This is a genomic window from Collinsella aerofaciens (assembly GCF_039062365.1).
In the GTDB taxonomy this organism is placed as follows: domain Bacteria; phylum Actinomycetota; class Coriobacteriia; order Coriobacteriales; family Coriobacteriaceae; genus Collinsella.
The window spans coordinates 38,745-61,472 of the sequence record NZ_JBCJBI010000011.1 but is presented as its reverse complement, the minus strand read 5'-3'; the positions used below and the strand labels follow the sequence as shown (position 1 = coordinate 61,472).

23 protein-coding genes are annotated in these 22,728 nt (G+C 58.2%); 13 read left to right on the top strand and 10 right to left on the bottom strand.

Translation table 11 applies throughout. The features are described 5' to 3' along the window. Positions 1-279: 279 nt before the first annotated feature. Positions 280-600: a hypothetical protein gene (locus ABCN01_RS07015; protein ID WP_055286844.1), complete on the top strand. Its 321-nt coding sequence runs from the start codon at positions 280-282 to the stop codon at positions 598-600. A 687-nt stretch (positions 601-1,287) separates the two neighbouring features. Here ABCN01_RS07015 and ABCN01_RS07010 read toward each other — a convergent pair. Continuing rightward, a complete protein-coding gene (locus ABCN01_RS07010; protein WP_342995857.1) occupies positions 1,288-2,367 on the bottom strand; it encodes a 6-phosphofructokinase in 1,080 nt (359 codons plus the stop codon). Between the two features lie 220 nt (positions 2,368-2,587). Between ABCN01_RS07010 and ABCN01_RS07005 the strand changes: the two genes are divergently transcribed. From ABCN01_RS07005 to ABCN01_RS06995, 3 genes are all read left to right on the top strand, one after another. Continuing rightward, positions 2,588-3,973, top strand: a complete 1,386-nt coding sequence (locus ABCN01_RS07005; RefSeq protein ID WP_342995856.1) for a M18 family aminopeptidase — start codon at positions 2,588-2,590, stop codon at positions 3,971-3,973. A 214-nt stretch (positions 3,974-4,187) separates the two neighbouring features. After that, complete coding sequence (locus ABCN01_RS07000; protein WP_118081124.1) at positions 4,188-4,568, top strand: translation repressor RelB; 381 nt, start codon at positions 4,188-4,190, stop codon at positions 4,566-4,568. After that, positions 4,561-5,052, top strand: coding sequence for a PIN domain-containing protein (locus ABCN01_RS06995; RefSeq protein ID WP_342995855.1), 492 nt, complete (start codon positions 4,561-4,563; stop codon positions 5,050-5,052). Before ABCN01_RS07000 ends, ABCN01_RS06995 begins: the two co-directional genes overlap by 8 nt. A gap of 234 nt (positions 5,053-5,286) precedes the next feature. On the opposite strand, the gene ABCN01_RS06990 is transcribed toward ABCN01_RS06995, so the two are convergent. The 3 genes from ABCN01_RS06990 to ABCN01_RS06980 form a co-directional block, all read right to left on the bottom strand. Next, positions 5,287-6,222 (bottom strand): D-2-hydroxyacid dehydrogenase, encoded by a 936-nt coding sequence (locus ABCN01_RS06990; RefSeq protein ID WP_343007115.1) that lies wholly within the window; start codon positions 6,220-6,222, stop codon positions 5,287-5,289. A 135-nt stretch (positions 6,223-6,357) separates the two neighbouring features. Continuing rightward, positions 6,358-7,245: a type I methionyl aminopeptidase gene (map, locus tag ABCN01_RS06985; RefSeq protein ID WP_342995853.1), complete on the bottom strand. Its 888-nt coding sequence runs from the start codon at positions 7,243-7,245 to the stop codon at positions 6,358-6,360. 160 nt (positions 7,246-7,405) lie between these two features. After that, entirely contained in the window at positions 7,406-8,182 is a 777-nt protein-coding gene (locus ABCN01_RS06980; RefSeq protein ID WP_342995852.1) for a radical SAM protein, read from the bottom strand. A gap of 225 nt (positions 8,183-8,407) precedes the next feature. Here ABCN01_RS06980 and ABCN01_RS06975 point away from each other — a divergent pair, with 225 nt between their 5' ends. The 8 genes from ABCN01_RS06975 to ABCN01_RS06940 all read left to right on the top strand — a co-directional run bounded on the left by ABCN01_RS06975 (position 8,408) and on the right by ABCN01_RS06940 (position 15,335). Next, the gene (locus ABCN01_RS06975) at positions 8,408-9,205 is read left to right on the top strand and encodes an alpha/beta fold hydrolase (RefSeq protein WP_342995851.1); all 798 of its coding nucleotides are present in this window, start codon (positions 8,408-8,410) and stop codon (positions 9,203-9,205) included. A 211-nt stretch (positions 9,206-9,416) separates the two neighbouring features. Continuing rightward, on the top strand, positions 9,417-11,297 hold the full coding sequence (locus ABCN01_RS06970; protein ID WP_342995850.1) for a diguanylate cyclase: 1,881 nt from the start codon (positions 9,417-9,419) through the stop codon (positions 11,295-11,297). Positions 11,298-11,320: 23 nt separating this feature from the next. Then, positions 11,321-11,677, top strand: a complete 357-nt coding sequence (locus ABCN01_RS06965) for an Hpt domain-containing protein (RefSeq protein ID WP_195543987.1) — start codon at positions 11,321-11,323, stop codon at positions 11,675-11,677. Positions 11,678-11,907: 230 nt separating this feature from the next. After that, positions 11,908-12,468: a hypothetical protein gene (locus ABCN01_RS06960; RefSeq protein ID WP_117798465.1), complete on the top strand. Its 561-nt coding sequence runs from the start codon at positions 11,908-11,910 to the stop codon at positions 12,466-12,468. Positions 12,469-12,476: 8 nt separating this feature from the next. Beyond that, positions 12,477-12,806: a helix-turn-helix domain-containing protein gene (locus ABCN01_RS06955; protein ID WP_089572320.1), complete on the top strand. Its 330-nt coding sequence runs from the start codon at positions 12,477-12,479 to the stop codon at positions 12,804-12,806. Between the two features lie 144 nt (positions 12,807-12,950). Beyond that, positions 12,951-13,712 carry an ABC transporter ATP-binding protein gene (locus ABCN01_RS06950; protein WP_342995846.1) on the top strand — a complete coding sequence of 254 codons (762 nt, stop codon included), beginning with the start codon at positions 12,951-12,953 and terminating at the stop codon, positions 13,710-13,712. Continuing rightward, positions 13,709-14,533: a hypothetical protein gene (locus tag ABCN01_RS06945; protein ID WP_342995845.1), complete on the top strand. Its 825-nt coding sequence runs from the start codon at positions 13,709-13,711 to the stop codon at positions 14,531-14,533. Before ABCN01_RS06950 ends, ABCN01_RS06945 begins: the two co-directional genes overlap by 4 nt. Continuing rightward, on the top strand, positions 14,517-15,335 hold the full coding sequence (locus tag ABCN01_RS06940; RefSeq protein ID WP_342995843.1) for a hypothetical protein: 819 nt from the start codon (positions 14,517-14,519) through the stop codon (positions 15,333-15,335). Before ABCN01_RS06945 ends, ABCN01_RS06940 begins: the two co-directional genes overlap by 17 nt. A 111-nt stretch (positions 15,336-15,446) precedes the next feature. Here the strand turns inward: ABCN01_RS06940 and ABCN01_RS06935 are convergent, their stop codons facing one another. From ABCN01_RS06935 to ABCN01_RS06910, 6 genes are all read right to left on the bottom strand, one after another. Beyond that, positions 15,447-16,256: a gamma-glutamyl-gamma-aminobutyrate hydrolase family protein gene (locus ABCN01_RS06935; protein WP_342995842.1), complete on the bottom strand. Its 810-nt coding sequence runs from the start codon at positions 16,254-16,256 to the stop codon at positions 15,447-15,449. Between the two features lie 87 nt (positions 16,257-16,343). Next, complete coding sequence (locus ABCN01_RS06930; RefSeq protein WP_342995841.1) at positions 16,344-17,108, bottom strand: amino acid ABC transporter ATP-binding protein; 765 nt, start codon at positions 17,106-17,108, stop codon at positions 16,344-16,346. A gap of 36 nt (positions 17,109-17,144) precedes the next feature. Beyond that, positions 17,145-17,978: an amino acid ABC transporter permease gene (locus tag ABCN01_RS06925; protein WP_342995840.1), complete on the bottom strand. Its 834-nt coding sequence runs from the start codon at positions 17,976-17,978 to the stop codon at positions 17,145-17,147. Then, positions 17,975-18,634, bottom strand: coding sequence for an amino acid ABC transporter permease (locus tag ABCN01_RS06920; protein WP_022094657.1), 660 nt, complete (start codon positions 18,632-18,634; stop codon positions 17,975-17,977). The genes ABCN01_RS06925 and ABCN01_RS06920 overlap by 4 nt, the downstream gene beginning before the upstream one ends. Before the next feature lie 138 nt (positions 18,635-18,772). Further along, positions 18,773-19,768, bottom strand: a complete 996-nt coding sequence (locus tag ABCN01_RS06915; RefSeq protein ID WP_342995839.1) for a glutamate ABC transporter substrate-binding protein — start codon at positions 19,766-19,768, stop codon at positions 18,773-18,775. A 412-nt stretch (positions 19,769-20,180) separates the two neighbouring features. Continuing rightward, entirely contained in the window at positions 20,181-21,962 is a 1,782-nt protein-coding gene (locus ABCN01_RS06910) for a 1-deoxy-D-xylulose-5-phosphate synthase (RefSeq protein ID WP_342995838.1), read from the bottom strand. A gap of 228 nt (positions 21,963-22,190) precedes the next feature. Here ABCN01_RS06910 and ABCN01_RS06905 point away from each other — a divergent pair, with 228 nt between their 5' ends. Beyond that, positions 22,191-22,727, top strand: a complete 537-nt coding sequence (locus ABCN01_RS06905) for an HD domain-containing protein (RefSeq protein WP_342995837.1) — start codon at positions 22,191-22,193, stop codon at positions 22,725-22,727. The last annotated feature ends 1 nt before the right edge of the window (position 22,728 follow it).

Genomic DNA, 22,728 nt, shown 5'->3' with positions numbered 1-22,728 from the left:
GCGCCAAGAAAAGGGCCTATTTACTACGTTTAGCCCGAAGGGGCCGACCATACCCGCCTTTTTCGAAAACTGGCAAGCTTTCTACCTGCGGTTTTATTTTTACAATCTTTGTCATGGTCGAGGGTGTGGTAGCAAACGTAGTAGATAGGTCCATTTTGTGGCAACGGATCATTCAAGCTCAATCTCGAAGGCTGAAGAGAGCCTCTCATCCACGCCTGCGAGCGAAAACCAAATAGAATGAAAGGCAAATGGAAAGCCCGTTTGACGAGCGGAGAACATATGCGCGACGTAGCCGAAAGCGACTGGAAGCTGTTTAAGAAAATGCTTCCTCAATGGCAAGAACGTTATATGGAAAAGCTCATCGGCCGGTACGTTGAGATGCTGAACGGCGACAGCGAAGCGTCCAGTAGATTTTGGGCGCTAGAAGAGCGTATCAATAGGGATAAGCTGTCCTCAGGAGTGCTGGTGAACGACCTTCGCCGCAGTACAATGCACCGTGAGATAGCTAATTTGCTTATCGACAGCGTGATTACCCTCGACGATCTTGATGGTTTTACCGAAGACATTAAAAGCTATGCGCAACACTGGACTGGCCAGTAAGAGCACTGAACGACAGACATTCCCAGCAAAGCGGGGCAAACGCCGGGCCACCTAATGGTTGTCCGGCGTTTGCCCAGATTAACCTGCCAAAGATGAACCTGTCCCTTTTTGGCGGGTTACTCGGCGCTTTTAAGAGCGCCGAGTAACCCGTTCTGGGATTCAAGCTGTAGCGAGCCACCGACGCGCCCACAGCCACTAAATTGCATAAACCGTCCTGCCGATTGCATATTTCGGCGGGGCGGTTGCTTTTTGCCTACGGGTAACCCAGGGGGCGGCGTGCAAATTCCGGAGTATTCAGCATCCCGGAGCCCGCGGGCGCGGGAATGGGAGTGCAAAACCACGCCGAAAGCCTTGATTCTGAGCCCCCAGTGCCTCGAGGACCGATCGTTTTTTACAGGATGCGGCCCATAGTGCCTGTCTTTCGCCCAAAATCCAGTATGCAGGCATCCTCGGCTGCTGAATACTCCCAAAAATGCACGCCACACCCCACCCTAGGCACCCGCAGCAAGAAGACGAATAGCCTCGGCCTCCCCGGTTACCGCAGGAGGCCCCAGGGCTTACCTCCCAAATCTTTCCGCAGGACGGAAGGATCCCGCCGCGCGAAGCGCACGGCGGGATCCTGACATGTCCGAGGACGATTTGGGAGGTAAGCCCTGGGGCCTCCGATGAGAGCAGTTTCGGCCGAGGCTATTCGTCGCCGAAGCTGATGCCCAACGCCTTGGCCTCGCGTACCAGGTCGCTCTGGGGATCGACATACTTGAGCTTGCCGGCGACATCCTCGAGCGGCATGTGGCACATCTTGCCGTCGCGCAGGGCGATCATGTAGCCAAACTCGCCGCGCAGGCAGCCCAGCGCCGCCTCGACGCCGCACTGGGTCGCAAAGATGCGGTCCTGGGCGTCGGGCTGACCGCCGCGCTGCGTATGGCCGGGGATGGCGACGCGGGTCTCGCGGCCGGTCTTTGCCTCGATCTCCTTGGCAATGTCGTAGACAATCGAGGGGCTCGTACGTTCGGCGAGCTTCTTCTTGTACTCCTTCTTGGGCAGCGCCGCGTCCTCCTTGGAGATAGCACCCTCGGCGACGGCCACGATGGTAAAGCGGCTGCCGGTCTCCATGCGATGCTCGATGGTTTTGATGACGTTATCCATGTCGTAGGGAATCTCGGGAATCAGGATGACGTCCGCGCCGCCCGCGACGCCGGCGTACAGCGGAATCCAACCAACCTTGTGGCCCATAATCTCGATGACGAACACGCGGCCATGGCTCGAAGCGGTGGTGTGGATGTCGTCGATGCACTTGGTGGCGACATCGATGGCGCTCGTAAAGCCAAACGTCATCTCGGTGCCCCAGGTGTCGTTATCGATGGTCTTGGGCAGTGCGATAACGTTGAGGCCCTCTTCGCGCAGACGGTTAGCGGTCTTGGTGGAGCCGTTGCCGCCCAGCATGAACAGGCAGTCGAGCTGCAGCTTGTGATAGGTGTGGACCATCGCGGGCACCTTCTCGACGCCGTCGGCCTCGGGAATGTCCAGGCGCTTGAACGGCGTACGGCTCGTGCCCAGGATGGTTCCGCCGCGGGTGAGGATGCCGCTAAAATCGGCGGGCGTCATGACGCGAAACCTGCTGTAGATAAGGCCCTGGTAGCCGTCCTCAAAACCGTAAATCTCGATAGGTTCTTCGCTATTGGTCATGAGCGTTTTGACGATGCCGCGCATGGTGGCGTTGAGCGCCTGGCAGTCGCCGCCACTGGTGAGAAGACCGATCCTAAGCATGGTGAATCCTTCCGGGCAAGTTATAACATGCGCATAAGTTTACCCCCGCACACTGTTGATACGGGGGTAAAACGTGTTAGCTCAAGCGTATAGAAATGTAAGCAATGTTAGAAATTCGCAAGTTGGCGGACAGCGCGGAATTAAGCACGGAATGAAAGGCGCGGCACTGGCGCGGCGGGGTATGCTGGAGGAGACCATCAACCCAGCGAAAGGGGAGAGCATGACGGATCAGGAAACGCCCGAGCGCGTGCACGTGACGGCCGACGATATCGAGGCGGCCAACGACCTTATCGACTTTATCGAGGCATGCCCCAGCATGTTCCATACGGCGGCGACCGTTATGGCCGAGCTCGACGAGGCGGGCTTTACCTACCTGCCCGAGAATGCGGCGTGGGACATCGAGCCGGGCGGTCGCTATTACACGCAGCGCAACACCTCGAGCGTCATCGCCTTTAAGGTTGGCGAGGACCTTGCCGCGACGTGGGGCGAGGACGGCGTTGCCGGCGACTACCATTTTCAGCTCACGGCGTCGCACAGCGATTCGCCGACGTTTAAGGTTAAGGCCGTGCCCGAGCTCGACGGCGCGGGCGAAACGCTGCGCCTGAACACCGAGGCCTACGGCGGCATGATTGACTACACCTGGTTCGACCGCCCGCTGGCACTGGCGGGCCGCGTGCTGGTGCGCGAGGGCGACCGTATTGAGAGCCGCCTGCTTGCCACCGAGCGCGAGGTTGCCATTATCCCGAGCCTTGCCATCCATATGAACCGTGGCGTCAATGAGGGCTTTGCTCCCAACCGAGCTGTCGACCTGTGCCCGCTCATCAGCGCCGGCGAGCTTAAGCAGGGCGACTTTGATGCCCTGATCGCCGAAGAGCTGGATGTTGAGCCTGAGCAGATCTTGGGCCGCGACCTGTTTCTGGTCAATCGTCAGGATGCGCGCATTTGGGGTTGGGCCGACGAGTTTATCTCGACGCCCAAGCTCGACGATCTGGCCTGTGCCTATACCTCGCTGCAGGCATTTTTGGGTGCCGAGAATGCGCACGATATCTCGGTCTTTTGTTGTTTTGATAACGAGGAGGTTGGCTCCGAGACCAAGCAGGGCGCCATGTCGACCTTCTTGGCCGATGCACTGCGCCGCATCAACGGATCGCTGGGCTTCGACGACGAGTCGTACCATCGCGCCCTTGCCACCTCGATGCTCGTGAGCTGCGACAACGCGCATGCCGTGCATCCCAACCACGCCGAGAAGTGCGATGCGCGCAACCAGGTGGTGCTCAACGGCGGCATCGTTATCAAGGAAGCTGCCAACCAGCACTACTGCACCGATGCCTTTAGCCGCGCGGTGTTCCAGGCTATTTGCGATGACGCCGACGTGCCTACGCAGGCCTTCGCCAATAAGAGCGATATGGCCGGCGGCTCCACGCTCGGCAACCTGTCGAACATGCAGGCGAGCATGCACGCCGTGGACGTGGGCCTGCCGCAGCTGGCCATGCACTCGAGCTACGAGACCGGCGGCGTGCGCGACGTGATGTACGCCATCCGCGCCCTCACCGCCTTCTACGAGCGCAACCTCAACATCAACGGTGCCGAAAGCGTAGAGCTCTAAAACCTACCAAAAAGGGATGTTAATTTTGGCAGGTTTTATCTGGGCGAATGCAAAGGGTGAAACCGAACTAGATCGGTGGTACGTGGCCGCCGAGGTGCAGTGTGCCTCGGCGGTTTTTTGTGTACAGAGTACGGCTAATGCTGATAAATACTATACATGCTTTACGTATCTACCATAGAGTTTTATGATAATTTTGAAGTATTAAGGAGGGGTCATGACCACAACAGCCGCTCAGATCAACGTACGTCTCGATGCCGATCTCAAAAGGAGTGGGGACGCCGCTCTCTCCAGGGCCGGTATGACGCCGAGCCAAGCGGTGCGAGCGCTCTGGCAGCTTGCAGCGTCGCTGGCCGATCGCCCCGGTGCGCTCGAGGATATCCTGCTGCCCAGTCGTGCCCGGGCGGAACAGCGCGAGCGCGAAAAGGCCGCCAAACGTAAGCTCGAGCTCATGGATCAGGGGTCGAAGCTGTTCGCTGCCGCTTGCCGTGAGTCGGGAATCGATATGGTCAGGGCTCAGCCATCGGACGACGAAGAGCTCAAACGGAACGCCTATGCTGATCGCTATGGCGAGGAGATGAGCTGGCTCTATGAGTGAGAATCCTAAGCGCATCTTGGTTGACACCAACGTCTGGCTTGATTATTTCATCCCTTCACGACGCGGTCGTTCGGCGGCAATTGAGTTTTTGCGTGATGCGTGTACGGCTCAGGCTGAGCTGATGTATGCGGCGACATCGTCCAAAGACCTGTTCTATTTGATTTCGAGTGAACATAAGGCGTGGTATCGGCGAGAGCACGGTTCGCTGTCTCAAGATGCCGCTTCGGCGGCGACATCACTCGCATGGGATTGTCTTGATGTGTTGTCGCAACTTGCTACGCCCGTGCCCTGCGACCTGAGCGACATATGGATGGCGAGTAAGCAGCGTGAGCTCCATAGCGATTACGAAGACGATTTAATCATTGCGGCAGCAATACGCGCCCAAGCAGATCTACTGGTCACCAACGACGTCAAGCTCTGCTCACACGCACCAGTCGCCGCAATGAGCGTAGAAGACGCAAAGAATTACTTAGCAACGCTCTAACAATTTGAAGACCCCACAGGTCGAATAATGTTCAGCGAGAGTTTCCGGGCTGAGCCAGCACTGGGTAGACCCGCAGGTTGAACAAAAGTCAGCGAGAGCCCGTCTGGTCGAGCAAGGTGCCTTGAAAGAGGAGGGCATTGGCCTTCTGGCCATGCCCGACGATTGAAAGGCAGATTGCCGTCCAGACGGGCGCGCAGCGTCGACCGGTCCGCCGTTCGTTAGAACGGCGGAACCCTAATGTTCAATCCAACAGCGCAGAGTTTCGCCGGCTTGCAGGTGACGCAGGTTCTCTGCGGCAATGTCGACCACATTGTTGAGTGTAGCCTCCAAGTGGAACCAACCTGAGACGTGCGGCGTGATGAGCATGTTGGGTGCATCCCACAGTGGGCTTGTCTCGGGCAGCGGCTCGGGGTCGGTGACGTCGACTGCGGCGCCGGCGAGATGTCCCGACTCCAGGGCGGCAACCAAGTCGTCGGCGACCACAAGGTCGCCGCGGCCGCCGTTGGCAAAGAAGGCGCCCGGTTTCATCGCGGCGAAGAACTCGGCGTTCGCCAGGCCGCGGGTCTCGGGTGTGCTCGGCATAAAAGATGCGACGATGTCGGCCTCGGCCAGGCGCTCAGACAGGGCATCCATGTCGTCCATGTCCTCAAATACAATGGGGTAGACGAGCGGATGGCGCTTGATGCCGCGGACGTGTGCGCCCATGCTGCGGCAGAGCGTGGCAAAGTGGCCGCCGATATCGCCTGCGCCCAGCACCAGCACGTTGGCATTTTTGAGCGAGGTAACCGGCCCCAAATCCTCCCAGCGATGCTCGCGCTGCAAGTCGTGATAGCCGGGCAGGCGCTTCATCATGGAAAGGACCATGGCAAACATGTGCTCGCTTACGGCCTGACCGTAGGCGCCGATCGAGCAAGACAGCTTGGCGTCAGCCGGCACAGTGCCGGCAGCAAGGTAGTCGTCATAGCCGGCGGTCTGCAATTGCAACAGCTGGAGATGCTCGCATGCCGTGAGCATGTCAGGGTCGATGTTGCCCAGGATCACGTCGGCATCGGCAACCTGCTCGCGCGTGGCGGCGTCGGCGCTCGTGTAGATAAAGTCCTCGCCCGGAGCGCTCGACTCAAGAATTGCGCGATGGCGGTCATTGACGGGCAACAAAACCAGGATGTTCACAAGCAGTCCTCTCCGCCCAACCTGCCAAAAAGGGACAGGTTTATTTTGGCAGGTTGTATCAGGCAAAACGTTCAAATAAAACGCCGGGCTTCGCGATGATTAACATATCCATCGCGTAGCCCGGCGCATCCACAGCTACCAGCTCAGCAGCTCGTAACCGTCCTCGGTCACCACGAGCTGTACCTCGCACTGGGCCGAATCGCTGCCGTCCTTGGTGCGCACGCACCAACCGTCGCCCTTGCTAATCTTGATATCGGGCGCTCCGGCGTTGACCATGGGCTCGATGGTAAAGACCATGCCCGGAGCCATGATGGTGTCCACATCGGGCGCCTCGGTGGTAAAGCCCACAAACGGGTCCTCGTGGAACTCTTTGCCAATGCCGTGTCCGCCGTACTCACGCACCACGCTAAAACCGGCGTCCTCGACCGTCTTTTGCACGGCCTCGGCCATAACGGACAGCGGCAGCCATGGCTTGACGGCCGCCAGACCCGCCTCCACGCTGGCGCGGGTGACGTCGACCAGGCGCTGGCGCTCGGCCGAGACCTCGCCGATGCAGAACATACGGCTCGAGTCGCTAAAGTAGCCGTCCAAGATCGTGGAGCAGTCGACGTTGATGATGTCGCCCTCGTGCAGCACGTCCGTATCGCAGGGGATACCGTGACAGACCACGTCGTTGATCGAGGTGCAAACGCTCTTGGGGTAGCCCTCATAGTTGAGGTCGGCCGGCGTGCCACCGTGCTCGACGGTGTAGTCGTAGATCATCTGGTCGATCTGGTTGGTGGTCATGCCCGCGGCGATGTGTTCGCCTACGTAATCGAGCACACCCACGTTGATGGCGGCCGAGCGCTTGATGCCCTCGATATCGGCGGGCGTCTTGTAGAGCGTGCGGGGCAGAACCTCCCAGCCCTCTTCCCACAAGCGCTCGAGGCGCTCATCAAAGGCGCTATGGCATTTCTTATATTTTTTGCCGCTGCCGCACCAGCAAGCGTCGTTGCGGCCGGGCACGGGTTCATTGTCAAACATGGCTAACTTCCTTTCATTCGCAGCTAGTATAGTTCACCCACACGTCCATAAAAGTTGCGGTGATATAGTTCCGATTTAAGCGGTTTAACAGCATAAATAGGAACTATATCACCGCAACTGATGGAGTGGGATGGCGGACACTAGCTGCTGCGTGGTTTTGCTAGTAGCTCACCTGGCAGGGAATGCCGAGGGCTTGGACGCGCGCGGCGATGGCGTCGAGCACCTCGGGCGCTGCCTTGGCAAGGCCGGCGACCGGCGTCTCGCGCGCCACCGTGTAGATGGTCGCCTCCTGCGGGTGGATGCGCTCGAGCGCCGCGAGCCAGGGGGCAACGTACTCCTCGCCGGTGTTGTCAATGGGCTTGCCTTGATACTCGCCGGTCAAAAAGATCGTCTGGATAATAACGTGACCGTCAAAGCTTGCGAACGTCTCGATCTGGTGCTCGACGTCGTAGGGGCCAACAGGCTGGTCGAGCAGCTGGATAAATGCCGGGTCGACGGTATCGAGCTTAAGAATGTTGTCGTCGACCATCATGAGCGCATTGTGTACCTCGGGGCGGTCGGCGCGCGTGCCGTTGGAGAGCACGGCAATCTTGGAGTTTGGGGCCAGCTGGTCGCGAAGCGCGACGGCACCGGCGATGGCCTGCGGAAACTCCGGTGCGGCGGTGGGCTCGCCGTTGCCTGCGAAGGTGATCACATCGGGGAGCTCGCCCTCGGCTGCCATATCACGCAGCTTTGCCTCGAGCGCGTCGAGTACCACGGCGGTTGTGTTGTACGGCTCGTGGCAGGGGCGCTCGGCGTTGAGGCCGTTTTCGCAGTAAATGCAGTCGAACGTGCAGATTTTGCCGCTGGCCGGCATCATGTTGACGCCGAGCGAGAGACCAAGGCGACGGCTGCGAACGGGCCCAAAGATGGGGCTGGCATTCAAAAACGTAGACATAGGCATATGCTCCTCAAGACAATTGTGCCTAAGCATAGCATCGGCTCCAAAGCAAGGCGCGGGCTCTTGCTTTACAAGTTTCGTTTTTTCACGTCGCTCATTATGCCGTGTCATGAAAAGCCTCGGGTCGGGTAAAGTTAATCTGTTAACAAGGCGTAAAGCAATGCGGGTCTATCCAGCCGTACTGACGCGCAACTGGATGGGCGTTGATGATGGGGGCACAACATGGATTTTACGGTCGAGAATGCGGGCACCACGATTGCCTGTCGCGAATATGCCGGCCCGGATGTGTCGCCTGATACTCCTGCCTTGGTGTGCGTGCACGGCGCTTGTGTCGACGGCACATTTTTCGACGGCATCGCATGTGAGCTCGGTCGCAACTACCGCGTAATTGCCTATGACCGCCGCGGCTGTGGCGGCAGCAGCGAAGCGGCAGACGGCAGCTATGATCTTGCCGCTCAGGCCGCCGACCTGCAGGCCGTGATCGAACACGTTGGCGCTCCGACAAATGTGCTTGCGCACAGCGCCGGTACGTTGGTGGCGCTGGAGCTTCTTCGCACCGAACCCCATCTCGTCGCCCGTGCGATTCTGCATGAGCCGGCTGTGTCGGCCGAAGGCGTCGGCATGGGCGCAGCTCCGATTTTGCTCGATATGATTGCGGCTGGAAAGGTTTCAAGGGCGCTTCGGCTTTTCTTGGGAGCTCTCGGCGACTTGGACCCCGAGGCTCCTGGGACGACCGAAGCGGAAGCCAAGCATGCCCTGCGCAATGGTCGTTGCTTTATGGCCAATGAATACGGAACAAATATGACATATGCTCCCGACTGGGAGCGCGCCCGCGAATCAAAGGCGGTGTCGGCTGTGTTTTTGGGCGAGCTTTCGGTCGGTACACCCCGCGAGGCTGGTACGCGAGCGGCTGCCGAATATCTCGATTGCCCCCTTGTGACGATCCCGGGCGCGCATAACAGTTTGCGCGATCGCCCCGTTACGGCGGCAAACGCCGTTCACGATGTCTTGGAGCGTTAGCACGCTCGATGACCTGCGGGGAGGGGGACTGTTGGCGTTTCGTCATTGTTAACGAATGCGCCAATAACCACGCGCCCGCGGTTCCATTACCACCGTTTGCCAGGTCATAAAAATGTAACAGCATTCACGTGCTTACCTGCATCGGCAAGGTGTTACCCTTGTAGCATTTGGAACCCACCGCTACCATGCGAAACTATCGAAGGGGCCCCATATGCTCAATAATCACGAGGTCAATCTAACCGACGAGGAGGCTGCCGCTGAGGTCGCCCGCGTCGCGAAGACCTACCCCGTGGTGCGTTTGCTGTCGGCCGATCAGATTAAGAGCGAGCCTAACTGCCTGCTCGCCGGCGATCGCTGCCCTTGTCTGCGTCAGTCGAGTCTTGAGGCTTTGGCAGACTCCGATGAGTTGTCGGAGCAACTGCTCAACGATGGTGTTGAGTACCGCGCTCGCCTACGCCCTCTGAAGGTCGAGGGCGAGCCTCACGTCCTGCTGATGGTGCGTCCGATCGATGAACAAGAGACTGCAGAAGAGGACCTTGTCTACACCGACGTGCTGACGAGTGTGCGCAATCGCCGATATTACGAGGAAAAGCTCCGTAGCGCCCGCATGAATGCCGGCGTTGCGGTGATCGACCTTGATGATTTTAGGGTCTTCAACGATACGTGTGGCCGTCATGCCGGCGACCTTGCGCTCGGTGCTGTGGCGACAGCCATACGCAGCGGAATTCGTTCGACTGACGAGCTTGTACGCTATGGCTGCGACAAGTTTGTGGTCGTCATGCCCAATATTCCCTCCGATGACTTCACCCGTCGCCTGCATCAGGTATCCGATGCCGTTCATTCCACGATTATTCCGGGCCATGAGTACGTGAGCTTGACGGCATGTGTTGGTGGCGTTCGCATTCATGGCGAGACGGTCGATGGGGGCGTTGGCCGCGCTGTCCAGTTACTGAGCCGCGCTAAGGCAAAAGCCGGTACGGTCGTGACCGATGCCGATTCCATCGAGGCCTTCCAAAGCGAAAAGCCATTGGTGCTTATCGCCGATGACTCCGAGATGAACCGAGCCATTCTCAACGAGATGCTCAAGGACGAGTATTGCATCCTCGAGGCCGACAACGGTCGTACGGCGCTCGACATGGTCGACCGCTATGGCGATGAGTTGTCGCTCGTGCTGCTGGACATTGTCATGCCGGGCATAAGTGGCTTTGAGGTGCTGGCTGATCTGTCGCGCCGATCGGGTATCGATAATCTGCCTGTCATCATGATTTCGAGCGAAGATTCCGATGATGCGGTTTTGCGCGCGTACGAGCTGGGCGCCTCGGACTATATCAACCGCCCGTTTGACTCCCGTGTCGTGCGCCGCCGTGTAAGCAACACCATCCGCCTATACGCCAAACAGCGCCGCCTGACGAACCTGCTGTCCCAGCAGTACAACGAGCGCGTCAAGAACAGTCGCATGCTCATCGACATCATGGCCGGCGTCATGGAGCTTCGCAACGGCGAGAGCGGCAGGCACGTTACGAACATCGAAAAGCTGACCGAGCTGCTGCTTGGCTGTCTGGTCCAGCGTAGCGGCGCGATCTCCCTCGACAATGAGGAGCGCTCCACGATCGCCCTGGCTTCGGCGCTGCACGATATCGGCAAGATGTCGATTGACGATGCGATTCTCAACAAACCCGGACGCCTTACGCCCGAGGAATTCGAGATTATGAAGACGCATACCACGATCGGCGCCGACATGTTGCTTGAGCTGGGTAGCCATCACGCCGGCAATGCGCTTATGGAATATGCGTACCAGATTGCGCGTTGGCATCACGAGCGCTGGGACGGCAAGGGGTATCCCGATGGCCTTAAGGGCGACGAAATTCCCATTGCCGCACAGGTGGTTTCGGTGGCCGACGTGTACGATGCGCTGACGAGCGTGCGCGTGTACAAGGATGCCATCCCGCACGAGGAGGCTATCCAGATGATCCTGGACGGTAAGTGCGGTACCTTTAACCCGCTGCTTCTCGATTGCCTGCTCGAGGTGCAGGACCAAATTGCCGAGACGTTGGCACGCCCCGCTGACGTCGTCGCGTTTCCCACGATTTAGTTTGACCAAAGGAGTTTTAACCCATGATTTCCATGCGTGAGGCGTATGAGAAGATCGGCGCTAATTATGATGACGCGTGTGCTCGGCTGATGGGCGGGGAAATGCTTGCCCGCTTTGCCCTCAAGTTTTTAGATGACGAGAGCATGGACAGGTTGGAGGCTGCCATGGCGGCAGGAGACGCCGAGGAAGCGTTTATGGCAGCGCACACGCTCAAGGGCGTGAGCCAGAACCTGGGATTCGATAATCTGTACGAGCCGGCGGTCGTGGTGACCGAAGCGCTGCGCGGCGCCGATGCCGTTGACGGCGCTCGCGAGGGAATGCATGCGTTGCAGCAGCAATATGCGGCTACGATGTCGGCCCTGCGCGAGGCGGCCGAATAAGAGCTTGCGAGCCTTGATGACTATGAGAGTGGATAATCTCCCGTTTTAGGCCCGGTGGTGGCCTCGAAGTGGGAGATTATCCACTCTCGTTCGATACGTGTCCAAAAATCCACTCTCACCCCTTCTGATTAGTGAATGGGCTATGCGCACTGGCGGGGCTTTCCGCATGCAATCAATATCGTTGTTCGATAAACTGTTCGAATAACGATAGAGTCGATGAGGGTGAGTGTATGTCTAACAGCGTTCAGCGTATGGCCAAAGCGGGCGAAAATATCAGGAAGCTTGGCTTTTGCATGGCAGCCGTTTTTGCAGGGATGCTCGTCGCTTTTGCCGCGTTGGTTGTTTACGTGATCTGGTATGCGGTTGCAAACGTTGCTTCTGTCGATTCTTTCGGCGTCGTGACGCTTCTCGATGGCGGGTGCATCGTTATCCCAAGCGGACTGTGCCTGGCACTCGTCGTGGGTATTTCGCTTGTCGTTCTGTGTGGGATCAGCCGTAACATCTCGCGAGGCGTCTCGCCCTTTACCAAGACGCATGTGCGGCTTATCCGTGTTCTTGCGCTTGCCTTTGCTGTTAACGCCGCGGTTTCGCTTATTGGTGCCTACGGATCGGTCAATCTTACCATTGGTGGGCTGGAGCTTTACGTCGTGCCTCATTCCTTCGTTATTGAGATTTGCCAAGGCGTTGCCTTTGATGCGGGGTCGCTTATCGGCGCGGCTGTCTGTCTGTGTATCTCGGTGATCTGGAGTTATGCCTCGCTGCTCCAAGAGCAGTCTGACGAGCTTGTGTAGGAGGAAGCATGAGCTATCTCATCATCGAGCTTGAGACGCAGCTGCTTAAGACCGGAAAGACCAGTGCTGATCTGATTCGTGCCACGGGGCATACTCCGGCTAATATTTCTAAGCTAAGAAACGGAAAAATTAAAGCTATTCGCCTTAAGACGCTTCTCGATATTTGCGATGAACTTGACTGTCAACCGGGAGATATTATTCAGCGCGTGAGCGAGAAAGAGCTTGAGGAGCTTATTGTCGAGCGCGCAAAAAATGTCGTGAGACAGATGCGGGACGGCGGAGGCAATGAGGCGTCGCTTCCGACATCAGTCTTTGCTGTCGATTTGAGTGACGAGTAGCTTAAGGCGAACAACTAAAACGAAGTATCAGCGTGAAGGGACCCGTGTCTAACACGGGTCCCTTCTTTTAGATTATCTTGACAAATATGAGTTATCGAAAAACAATAACAGCAATGGAAAACAATAAAGGAAAGAAGGAACGATATGAGCGATTTTTCTATCAAGCAGAACGGGGGTCCAATGAACGCATCAGCGATAAAGCTATCAAAAGTTTCAAAACGCTACGGGAAACGGCACGTTTTGCATGACGTTTCCTTCGAGGTGCATCAGTCTGAGCTCTGTGCCCTTGTCGGTGCAAACGGTGCGGGCAAAAGCACGCTTATTAAAATCGTCTTGGGCCTCTGCGAGCCATCGTCGGGGAGCGTGGAGCTCTTTGGAGGCAAATCAAAAAGAGAGCTTGGCTTGATGCGGACGCGTGTCGGCTATGTGCCAGATTCCAGCGGAGCATACCAATCCCTCAGTGCGGTTGAGAATCTCCAAATCCGATGTTTGGAATGGGGGCTTGATGCGAATCGTGAGATTCCTCGCGTTTTGAGCCTAGTCGGGCTGGACGTCGAAGAGAAAAAGAGCGTGAGCAGTTTTTCTCTGGGAATGAAACGGCGGCTGGATATAGCTACGGCTTTGTTGGGTGACACTGATCTGCTTATTTTTGATGAGCCAGCAAACGGGTTGGACCCGCTGGGCATCGAGAGTATATGGGCCCTTATCGGTCGATTGAATCGAGAACAGGGTAAGACCATGCTCATCTCTAGCCATGATTTGGATGAGTTGGCATCGGTTGCAACAAGCTGCCTGTTTCTTCATGACGGCGAACTGCTGAAAAAGGAATCGATGGACGTCATAAGGGATGAGGCGTCGTCCCTAAAAGAGTATTACAGGCGCTTGATGAAGGCGGTCTCGCTATGAAGCGGGCGATCCATCCCATAAAGGCAGATATGATGCGTTTGCACAGGATGTTTCCGGCGAAGTTTGGTCTTGCGCTTATGCTGGCGTTCGGCCTTCTCTTCGGCATCTTTCTAAAAAACGGAACAACGTTGCTCGCCTTTGGCAATAGCGTTTTTGGGGAGGATATTGGCTTCTGCTGGAATGTAATCGATCCTTCTGCACCCGATGAGTCCCTTGTGCGCAGTGCTTTTGCCGGCACCTCTCTGTTCGTTCCGCTCATCGTTTGCCTGGCGATTTTACAGGAGCGCGGCTATGAAGAGGGATACCGAATTTCTTCAGCAAGAGGTCTTGCCTGCTTTAACGGGGCTCTGGCACATGTACTTTCGTCTGCTTTAATAATTGGCGCAGCATATAGTGCGCTTTGCCTTCTTCTGTTTGCAATAGCGATAACACGTGGAGGGCAAAACTATGCGTATAGCATGCTGGCTGCATTTTTGCCCGCGATGATGATTAACGCCGTATTGGTGATATCGGTTGCGTTGGAGACGGTGACCATCTATCGGATTACAGGCAGCGCCGTATTGAGCGGGGCTGTGGTAATAATCGGATTTGTCATGAGCTTGACGCTCTACGGAACTTACCTTCAGACACCCATACCGTCCTTGCGATGGATCTTCTTTCTTCCGGGGCCGTACCTTGGAGTCGGATGTGCCCTTGGGTATAGCGATATGGGGCAGCTGACGCTTCTGGGATATGGCGTGGCAGCCAGCTGTCAATCGGTATTGATTTACGCTCTCTTGAGCTTTCGCGCTGGGGGTGTGCTCAATGGCTCGTCAGATTAAAAGACTTCTCCAGTCAGAATTGAAGCATGTGAGCAAATGGATGTACGCTTTAATCCTGGTAATTTATGCGTGCATGGTGGTATTGCAGCTTAATTCTTTCCCGATGTGGTTCTGTAGCCTCCGTGAGAACAGTTTCTTGGGCTTTTTCCCAGACCCGACGCTTCTGCTGTCGGCAGAGGATGTCCTTCTATTTGGTAATGCAGAGGTTTTTCGCGGTCTGCTGTTCAACGTAGCCCCGTTGGCTCATGCATTGTTCTTTCCGTTCATCGCGGCTTGCATTGTGCCGCGCTTTGTCAGTTCGGGCTTTATTGAGGAACCGTGGGGGTTGTCGGAGGCTCGGGGAGGGAAGCGTGTGTGCGCTATCGTTGCGCGAGTGGTGCTGTCTTCTTTTGCCCTTTTGGGCGCGTTTATCCTGTCGAGTGTCGTTTTGTACTGTCTTAACTGCGCGATCGTTTTGTATGCTCAGCAGTATTTCAACCTGCATGTATTTTGCTATCGACTTGTTCTTGCTGCCGCTGCCTGCCTTGCATACGTGGTTTCTTGCGTAATTGTTGTTTCCTATTTTGGGTCCGGCTTCGGTCCGATTGGCATGCTGTTGCTTGTCAACGTCGTGGCGATTTACATACAGCTCGGGGCCAATTCCATGCTTCCGCTTCCAGCCTCGATGCTCATGTGGATTTGTGGCGTGACCCCGTTGGGGAATAGTCAATGCATTTCGATTCTAATTGACTGCCTAATAAACGTAGCAAGCGTTTTTGCCATCTGCTTTACCGTCGACCGATTGCGGTCGAGATTTCTTTGATTGTTTGTGAGGGATGACCATACCGAGCATACCAAATACAGGGGGGGCGGGCACCGTGGCTGGTGTCCGCCCCCCCTGGTTTAGGAGGCTTTAACTTGTGTGGCTTGCGAGCTAGCGGGACTGCTTTACCTTGGACGCTGCCTCGACAAACGACTTCCACAGGTTAAAGTCGGTCTCGAGTGTCTGCCAGGTGTACTCGGGATGCCATTGCACGCCCAAGCAGAAAGGCTGGCCTTCGACTTCGATGCACTCGGGAACGCCGTCGGTTGCCTTGGCGACCAAGCGCGTGCTTTTACCCAGACGATCGACGCAGCAGTGATGTGCCGAGTTGGTCTGGATCAGCCTGTGCCCGCCAACCGCGCGCTCCAGCAGCGAGCCCGGCACGACCTCGACGGGATGCACAGGGTCGTTGAGCACGTGGGTATGGCGCCACTGCGAGCGGCCCTCGCGAGCGCCCATGCTCGGCACGTCCATGCACAGGGTGCCGCCGGTGGCGACGTTGAGCAGCTGCGTGCCGCGGCAGGTGGTAAAGAGCGGCTTTTTGGCGCGGAGCACCTCGTCGACCAGCTTGAACTCAAAACTATCACGGATCTCGCAGCAGAGGGTGGGGTCGTAGGGTCGATCATCGCCCCAACGTTTGGGATTGACATCCGGGCCACCGGGAATGGCGATGCCGTCGGCGATATCGACGTAATGACGGATGACCTCAATGTCCTCGGTGATGGACATCTGCAGCGGCAGGCCGCCGGCGGCAAGGATGGCATCGACAAAGACACTTGCGATTTCTTCGTTGGGGGAGAGCGTTTCGCTTAAAAACGGCTTTGCCCCTTCCCAACGCGGCGCCACCAGGATGAGTGGACGGTCGGCGGGGGCAACGTCGACGTGCGGGGTATAGGACGAGGAGGTATGGGTTCCGATCATAGGTGTTGCTTTCGAATCCGGGGGGACATGGTGCATGGGTGGCGCGGGGCAAACGTTACTGATGAATTTGCCCGCGTGGCAATTGGGTTAGTGGCCCTTGATGGAGTTGAGGAAGCCCTGGGCGCGCTTGGTCTGGGGGTGGCTGAAGAACTCGTCGGGCGTGCCGGTTTCCACGATCTGGCCGTCGGCCATAAAGACGACGCGATCGGCCACGCGGCGGGCAAAGTTCATCTCGTGCGTAATAACGATCATCGTCATACCTTGCTGCGCCAAGCGCACCATGACCTCGAGCACCTCGTTGATCATCTCGGGGTCAAGGGCGCTCGTGGGCTCGTCAAAAAGCATTGCCTTGGGTTGCATGGCAAGCGAGCGGGCGATGGCCACGCGCTGCTGCTGGCCACCCGAGAGCTGTGCGGGCACCTTATCGGCCTGCTCGGCCACGCCCACGCGGCCCAGCAGGTCCATGGCGCGCTCACGGGCCTCGTCCTTGGAGACGCCCAGCACGTCGACCGGTCCCAGCATGACGTTCTGCAGTACGGTCATATGTGCGAACAGGTTGAACTGCTGAAACACCATGCCCAGTTCGGCGCGCATGCGGGCAAGATCCTTGCCTTCCTGCGGCAGGGGCTCACCCTCGATGAGGATCTCGCCCGAGTCGATGGTTTCCAGGCGGTTGATGGTGCGGCACATGGTCGACTTGCCCGAGCCCGAGGGTCCGATCACAACGACGACCTCGCCGCGGTCGACCGAGAGATTGATGTCGTTGAGGACGTGTAGATCGCCATAGTGCTTATCGACGTGCCTGAGCTCAATCAGCGGCTGATTGCCGGTAGAAGAAGTGCTCTGTGCCATGGTGCTCGGCTCCTTATGACTCGAAATGGTAAAGCGTTAGCGGATGATGGTCGCGCCGGTCTTGTGCGAAACGTAGACAGCGGCCTTGTTAATCGCGACGTTGATGAGGATGTAGATGACCGCGATAACCAGGTAGACCGACACGAGGGCGTCGTAGTTGGTAATGAGCACGCGGGCATTTTGCATGAGATCGGGGTAGCTCACAACGTAGGCGACGGTGGTGTCCTTGACGACGACCACAAGCTGCGAAATCAGCGACGGAATAATAAACCGAATCGCCTGGGGCAGCACGATTTTAAAGGTGATTTTAGCCTTGGAGAGACCGAGCGCCTGGGCTGCCTCGACCTGGCCGCGCGGCACGGCGTTGACGCCGGCGCGGAAAATCTCGGCAAGTACGCCTGCCGCAGCGAGCGCGACAGGAAGCGTGAGCATCCAAAACGACGGCAGCGCAATCTTGTACTGGGGCAGTACCAAAAAGAAGAAGTAAATGAACAGAAGGCTCGGCACACCGCGGAAGAAGTCGGTAAGCACGCGGCAGACCAGCTGCAGCGGCTTAATGTCGCTGGTGCGGCCGAGCATAAGGGCTAAGCCCAGCACCAGCGCGATGGCGCCAGCGGTGAGTGCGACTTTAACGGTGCCCTCAAAGCCGGCAAGCAAGAACTTCCAGGTGGTGAGGTGCGTAAAGAAATACCAATAGTGGACCGAAAGCTGACCGGTCACATAAAAGCGCTGCAGTACCAGGATGGCGAGCGCGGCGACAGCAACAAGCGAGATGGCGGTGCCGATGCGAATCTTGGCGCGCATCTTGGGGCCGGGAGCCTCGTAGAGCGCATCGCGCATGGTGAGTGCGGAGGTGGAATGCTTGCTCATCGGAGGATCCTCACCTTCTTATCGATATAGTTGCCAATGTGGCTCACCACAAAGGCCGTGCCCAGGTAGCCGAGCGCCGAGATAAAGAACGCGGCGACGCCGCCGAGCGAGCGGGTATTGATGTAGCTCACCACGCCGGTAAGCTCTTGCGGCTTAAGCGGCACCTGGCTGCCGAGCGCGGTGGTGAGCATGACGGCGATAAAGAGGTTGGTCATGGGCAGCACGCTCGAACGCAGCGCCTGCGGAATCACGATCTTAGCGAGGATACGGCTGAAGCTCATGCCGAGCGAGCGGGCGGCTTCCACCTGGCCGACGCCGACGGTGTTGATGCCGCTCATAAAGTTTTCGGAGCCAAAGGCCGAGCCCAAAAGGACCGTGGCGACGATAACGCAGGTGCGGTAGGGCAGGACGACCTTGAGCGGCGGCAGCGCATAGACGACGATAATGAGCAGCGCGATGCCGGGGATGTTACGGAAGACCTGGACATACAGGTCGCCAAAGACGCGCAGCGGCTTGAGCGGCGACACGCGCATCACGGTGACGGCGACGGCCAGCACCATGGCGATGGCAAACGACTCAAGCGTCATGCCCCAGGTTGCTAGCAGCGCGTCGATATAGTTCTGGCCATAGAGCGACCAGAGTTCGGAGAGACTCATGCGGACCTCCCGCCGATAAGGAAAGGGGCTCCCGTGTGTACGGAAGCCCCGACAACTCAGTGAGGAAACAGTTTACCGCAATAAAGCGCATCATGCGTTTCCGTATGGTTTCGTTGCGGCCGTTACCAGGCTCGCTGCCTAGGCGCCGATCTCGGGCAGCTCGGGAACATTGGTGTCGCCCGTACGGTCGCCGATGCAGATCTGCCACAGCTTGGTCCAGGTGCCGTCGTCCTCGATCTTCTTAAGGAAGTCGTTGACAAAGGCGACGCCGTCGGAATCGAGCGGCAGGCCGATGCCGTAGGGCTCCTTGCTGCCGAAGGGCTTGCCGGCGATCTTGTACTTACCAGGCTCGCGGACCAGGGCGCTCTGCTGCATGTTGTTATCGATGACGTAGGCGTCAACGCGGCCCTGCTGGAGTGCCTGGCGGGCCTCCTCGTCGGTCTTGAACTCCTGCTGGCTGGCCTTGGGAGCGAGCTCCTCCAGGATGGCGGGGCCGTTGGAGCCGGACTGGACGGCGACGCTCTTGTCGGCCAGGTCGTCGACGCTCTTGATGTCGTCGTTATCGGCGAGCACCAGGATGGCCTGCTGGGTGTAGTAGTAGGGACCGGCGAAGGAGACGAGCTTCTTGCGCTCGTCGGTGATGGTGTAGGTGGCAAAGACAGCGTCGACCTGGCCATTCTGCAGGACAGACTCACGGGTGTCGGAGGTCACCTGGGTGATCTCGACCTTGTTCTCGCCCAGGATGTAGTTGGACAGGAGCTGCGCGATACCGGCATCGAAGCCACGGGTCTGACCGTCTTTCTCGTTGAGGAGGGAGAAGAGCGTGGAAGTCTGAACGCCACCGATCTTAAAGACGCCGGCGTCCTTGACGGCCGTCGCCCAGGTGCTGGCGGCGATGGCGTCGTCATCGGCCTTGGGGCCGTTGTCGACGAGCTTGTCGAACGCTTTGGCGTCGAGCGTGGTGGAAGCCTCGGTATCCTCGGAGCTTTTGGAGGAGTCGGCGGCGGAACCCTTGTCGGCCTCGGCGCTGGTGTCGGAGCAGCCGGCAAGACCAAGGCCGGCGACGGTTGCGAAGGTGGCGGCAACGAAGCCGCGGCGGTCGAGAACGACCTGCTGGGAGAGGTTCTTGCTCATGGTAGAACACCTTTCTCAATAAAATCCCTAGCGGTTGAGTAGAGTTATACCCTATCGCGCTCAAATGGGTCAACACGAAATAACTCAGAAACATACTTACCTTATGGGTAATTCTACCTACCAAAAAGGGACAGGTTTATTTTGGCAGGTTTTATCTGGACAAACGTCGGTTGTTGCTGCTGAGATAGTGCTTTTCGGACGGCCCGCCTCGCTGTTTTGTCTCAATCAGTAACAGGTAGACGAGGAAATGGGTTCTAACTGTTACAGATTGAGACAAAGGTCAGGGACTAAGACGTCTTGTCTAGATCTGTAACAGTTAGACGGGAATTCGGGCCCTAGATGTTACAGATCGAGATAGTTGAGTTCGAAAAACAAAAACCTCCGCAGGGGTGCTTTCCTTGCGGAGGTTTTCTTACTCGTTGAGTAGCCTTACGGCTTCGGCGGCCATGTTCTCGACCGTCATGCCGTTCTGAGCGAGCAGCTCGTTGGGGTCGTAGCGGTCGGGGAAGCCCTTGGCGATGCCGAAGGTGCGCGTGCGCACAGGCGTGCAGGCCAGATAGCACGCGACGCGCTCGCCCCAGCCACCGTCCAATATGCCGTCCTCGAGGGTGACGACAACGCGATGCTCGGCGGCAAGGCTGTCGAGGAACTCGCGGTCGAGCTCGGTTGCAAAGCGCGGGTTGACGAGCGTGGCCTCGATACCGTACTCGGCAGTCAGACGGTTTGCCACGCGCTCGCCCAGCTCAAAGAAATCGCCAAGCGCGAGCACGGCAACGTCGCGGCCCTGACGCACCACGTTGTAGCGAACGGCGCTGTAGTCGGCGTCTTCGGCAGGCGCAAGGTCGGGGCGGCTAACCAGGCCGATGCCCGGTACACGAATCGCCACGGGATGCTCGCGGTGGTCGAGCGACCAGCTCAGCATGGACAGATATTCCTCCATGCAGGCCGGCGCCAAGTAGCGCATGTTGGGAAGACCGCCCAACATGGAAATATCAAAGAACGAAAGGTGCGTCTCGGACGTGGTGCCAAAGATTGACGCACCAAACACCAAAATGGTTGCGGGGGCGTCGTTGAGGCACAGGTCGTGCCACAGCTCGTCGTAGGCGCGCTGCAAAAACGTACCGTACACACCAAAGACTGGCTTGGCGCCCGAGCGCGCAAGCGCGGTGGCAAAGGTCACGGCGTGCTCCTCGGCAATGCCCACATCGACGAACTGTTTGCCGGCGGCAGCGCGAAGCTCGGGTGTAAAGCCCATGATGTAGGGCGTGGCGGCCGTGATGCCCACGACCTGCGAATCGCGCTCGATGGCGGCGCTGAGCGCCTCGCCCGTAATGTCAGCATAGGTGCGCGGCGCAGGCTCGCTCGGATGGCCCGGGCAGAGCTTGCGCCCGGTCGCCATATCAAACGGACCCACGTGGTGCCAGCGCTCGGGGTCGCTCTGGGCTGGCTCAAAGCCCTTACCCTTGGCGGTGGAGACGTGCAGCACGATGGGATGATCGATATTGCGCAGTTCCTGCAACGCGTCGACGAGGGCCAACACGTCGTTACCGGCGTCCAGATAGCGGTAGTCGAGCCCCATCGCGCGGAAAACGTTGCGCTCACAGGTGCCGTTGCTGGCGCGCAGCTCGGCCAGATTGCGATACAGGCCGCCATGGTTCTCGGCAATGGACTGGTCGTTATCGTTGACGATGATGATCAGGTTGCTATCGAGTTCGGCGGCATTGTTAAAGCCCTCAAACGCCAGGCCGCCCGAAAGCGAGCCGTCGCCAATGATGGTGATGACGTTGTACGCATCGCCCGCCAGGTCGCGCGCGTGGGCAAGGCCGCAGCCCAAGCTCACCGAGGTCGAGGTGTGACCCATGGCGAACAGGTCGTGCTCGGACTCGTCGGGATTAGCAAAGCCAGAGGCCTCACCATAACGCTCCGGATCGATATAAGTGTACGCGCGCCCGGTCAGCGCCTTGTGGGCGTAGGTCTGGTGCGAAACGTCAAAGACAATCTTGTCGATGGGGGAGTTAAATACGCGATGAAGCGCAACCGTAAGCTCAACGACGCCCAAGTTGGGGGCAACGTGCCCGCCGACGGCGGCGGAGCTTTCGAGGATTGCCTGACGGATCTCGCCGCAGAGCAGCGGAAGCTCAGCGCGGTCGAGAGCCTTGACGTCCTCGGGCGTTGTCGTTTGCGTAAGCAGCATCGTTGTGGGTTACTCCATGCGAATCGTGCGCCGGCACTCCCTCGGCCGGCACAATTGCACAAGACAGTCTCGCACATTTTGGCGTTTGATATGTGACGGCGGCGCGGTAATTCGCCAACTGGTGGGGCAAAACGTTTTGTCCGATGCCATACTGATATGTTCCATGATGTTTTTATCGATTGTGCACAGGCCGTGGCTTGTCGCCGTGAGTCGCTGGAAGGAGGTAGCATGTCCGATGTCGTTCGTGCCGAGAAAATCGCGTGCGAAGTGGACCATGCTGCCCGTCAACTGGCACAGGCGGGCCGTCTGGACCTGACGCACGAGTTTATCCAGCATGGTGACGTGACGGTTTATGCACATGTGACCTCGGTGGCGCGGGCAAGTCTGTCCTTTGCCGAGCGCCTGGGCCGCGTCGGTATCTCCGTCGACCGCGGCTCGCTGCTGCGCGGGGCTCTGCTGCACGATTACTTTCTCTATGACTGGCACGATTCCGATCCAAGCCATCGGCTGCATGGCTTTCGCCACCCGTTTTTTGCCCTGGCACGTGCGGAGGAAGATTTTGAGCTGACGCCGCGCGAGCGGAATATTATCGTGCGGCATATGTTTCCGCTGGTGCCAGTGCCGCCGACGTGTCGTGAGGCTTGGATTGTATGCCTGGCAGATAAATGGTGCGCTCTGCGCGAGACGGTCGCCGGTCGTCTGCGGCGCAAGGACGAGGCGGACGATGGCGTGAGTGGCGAATCGAGCGAAAAGAGTAGAGGGTAGA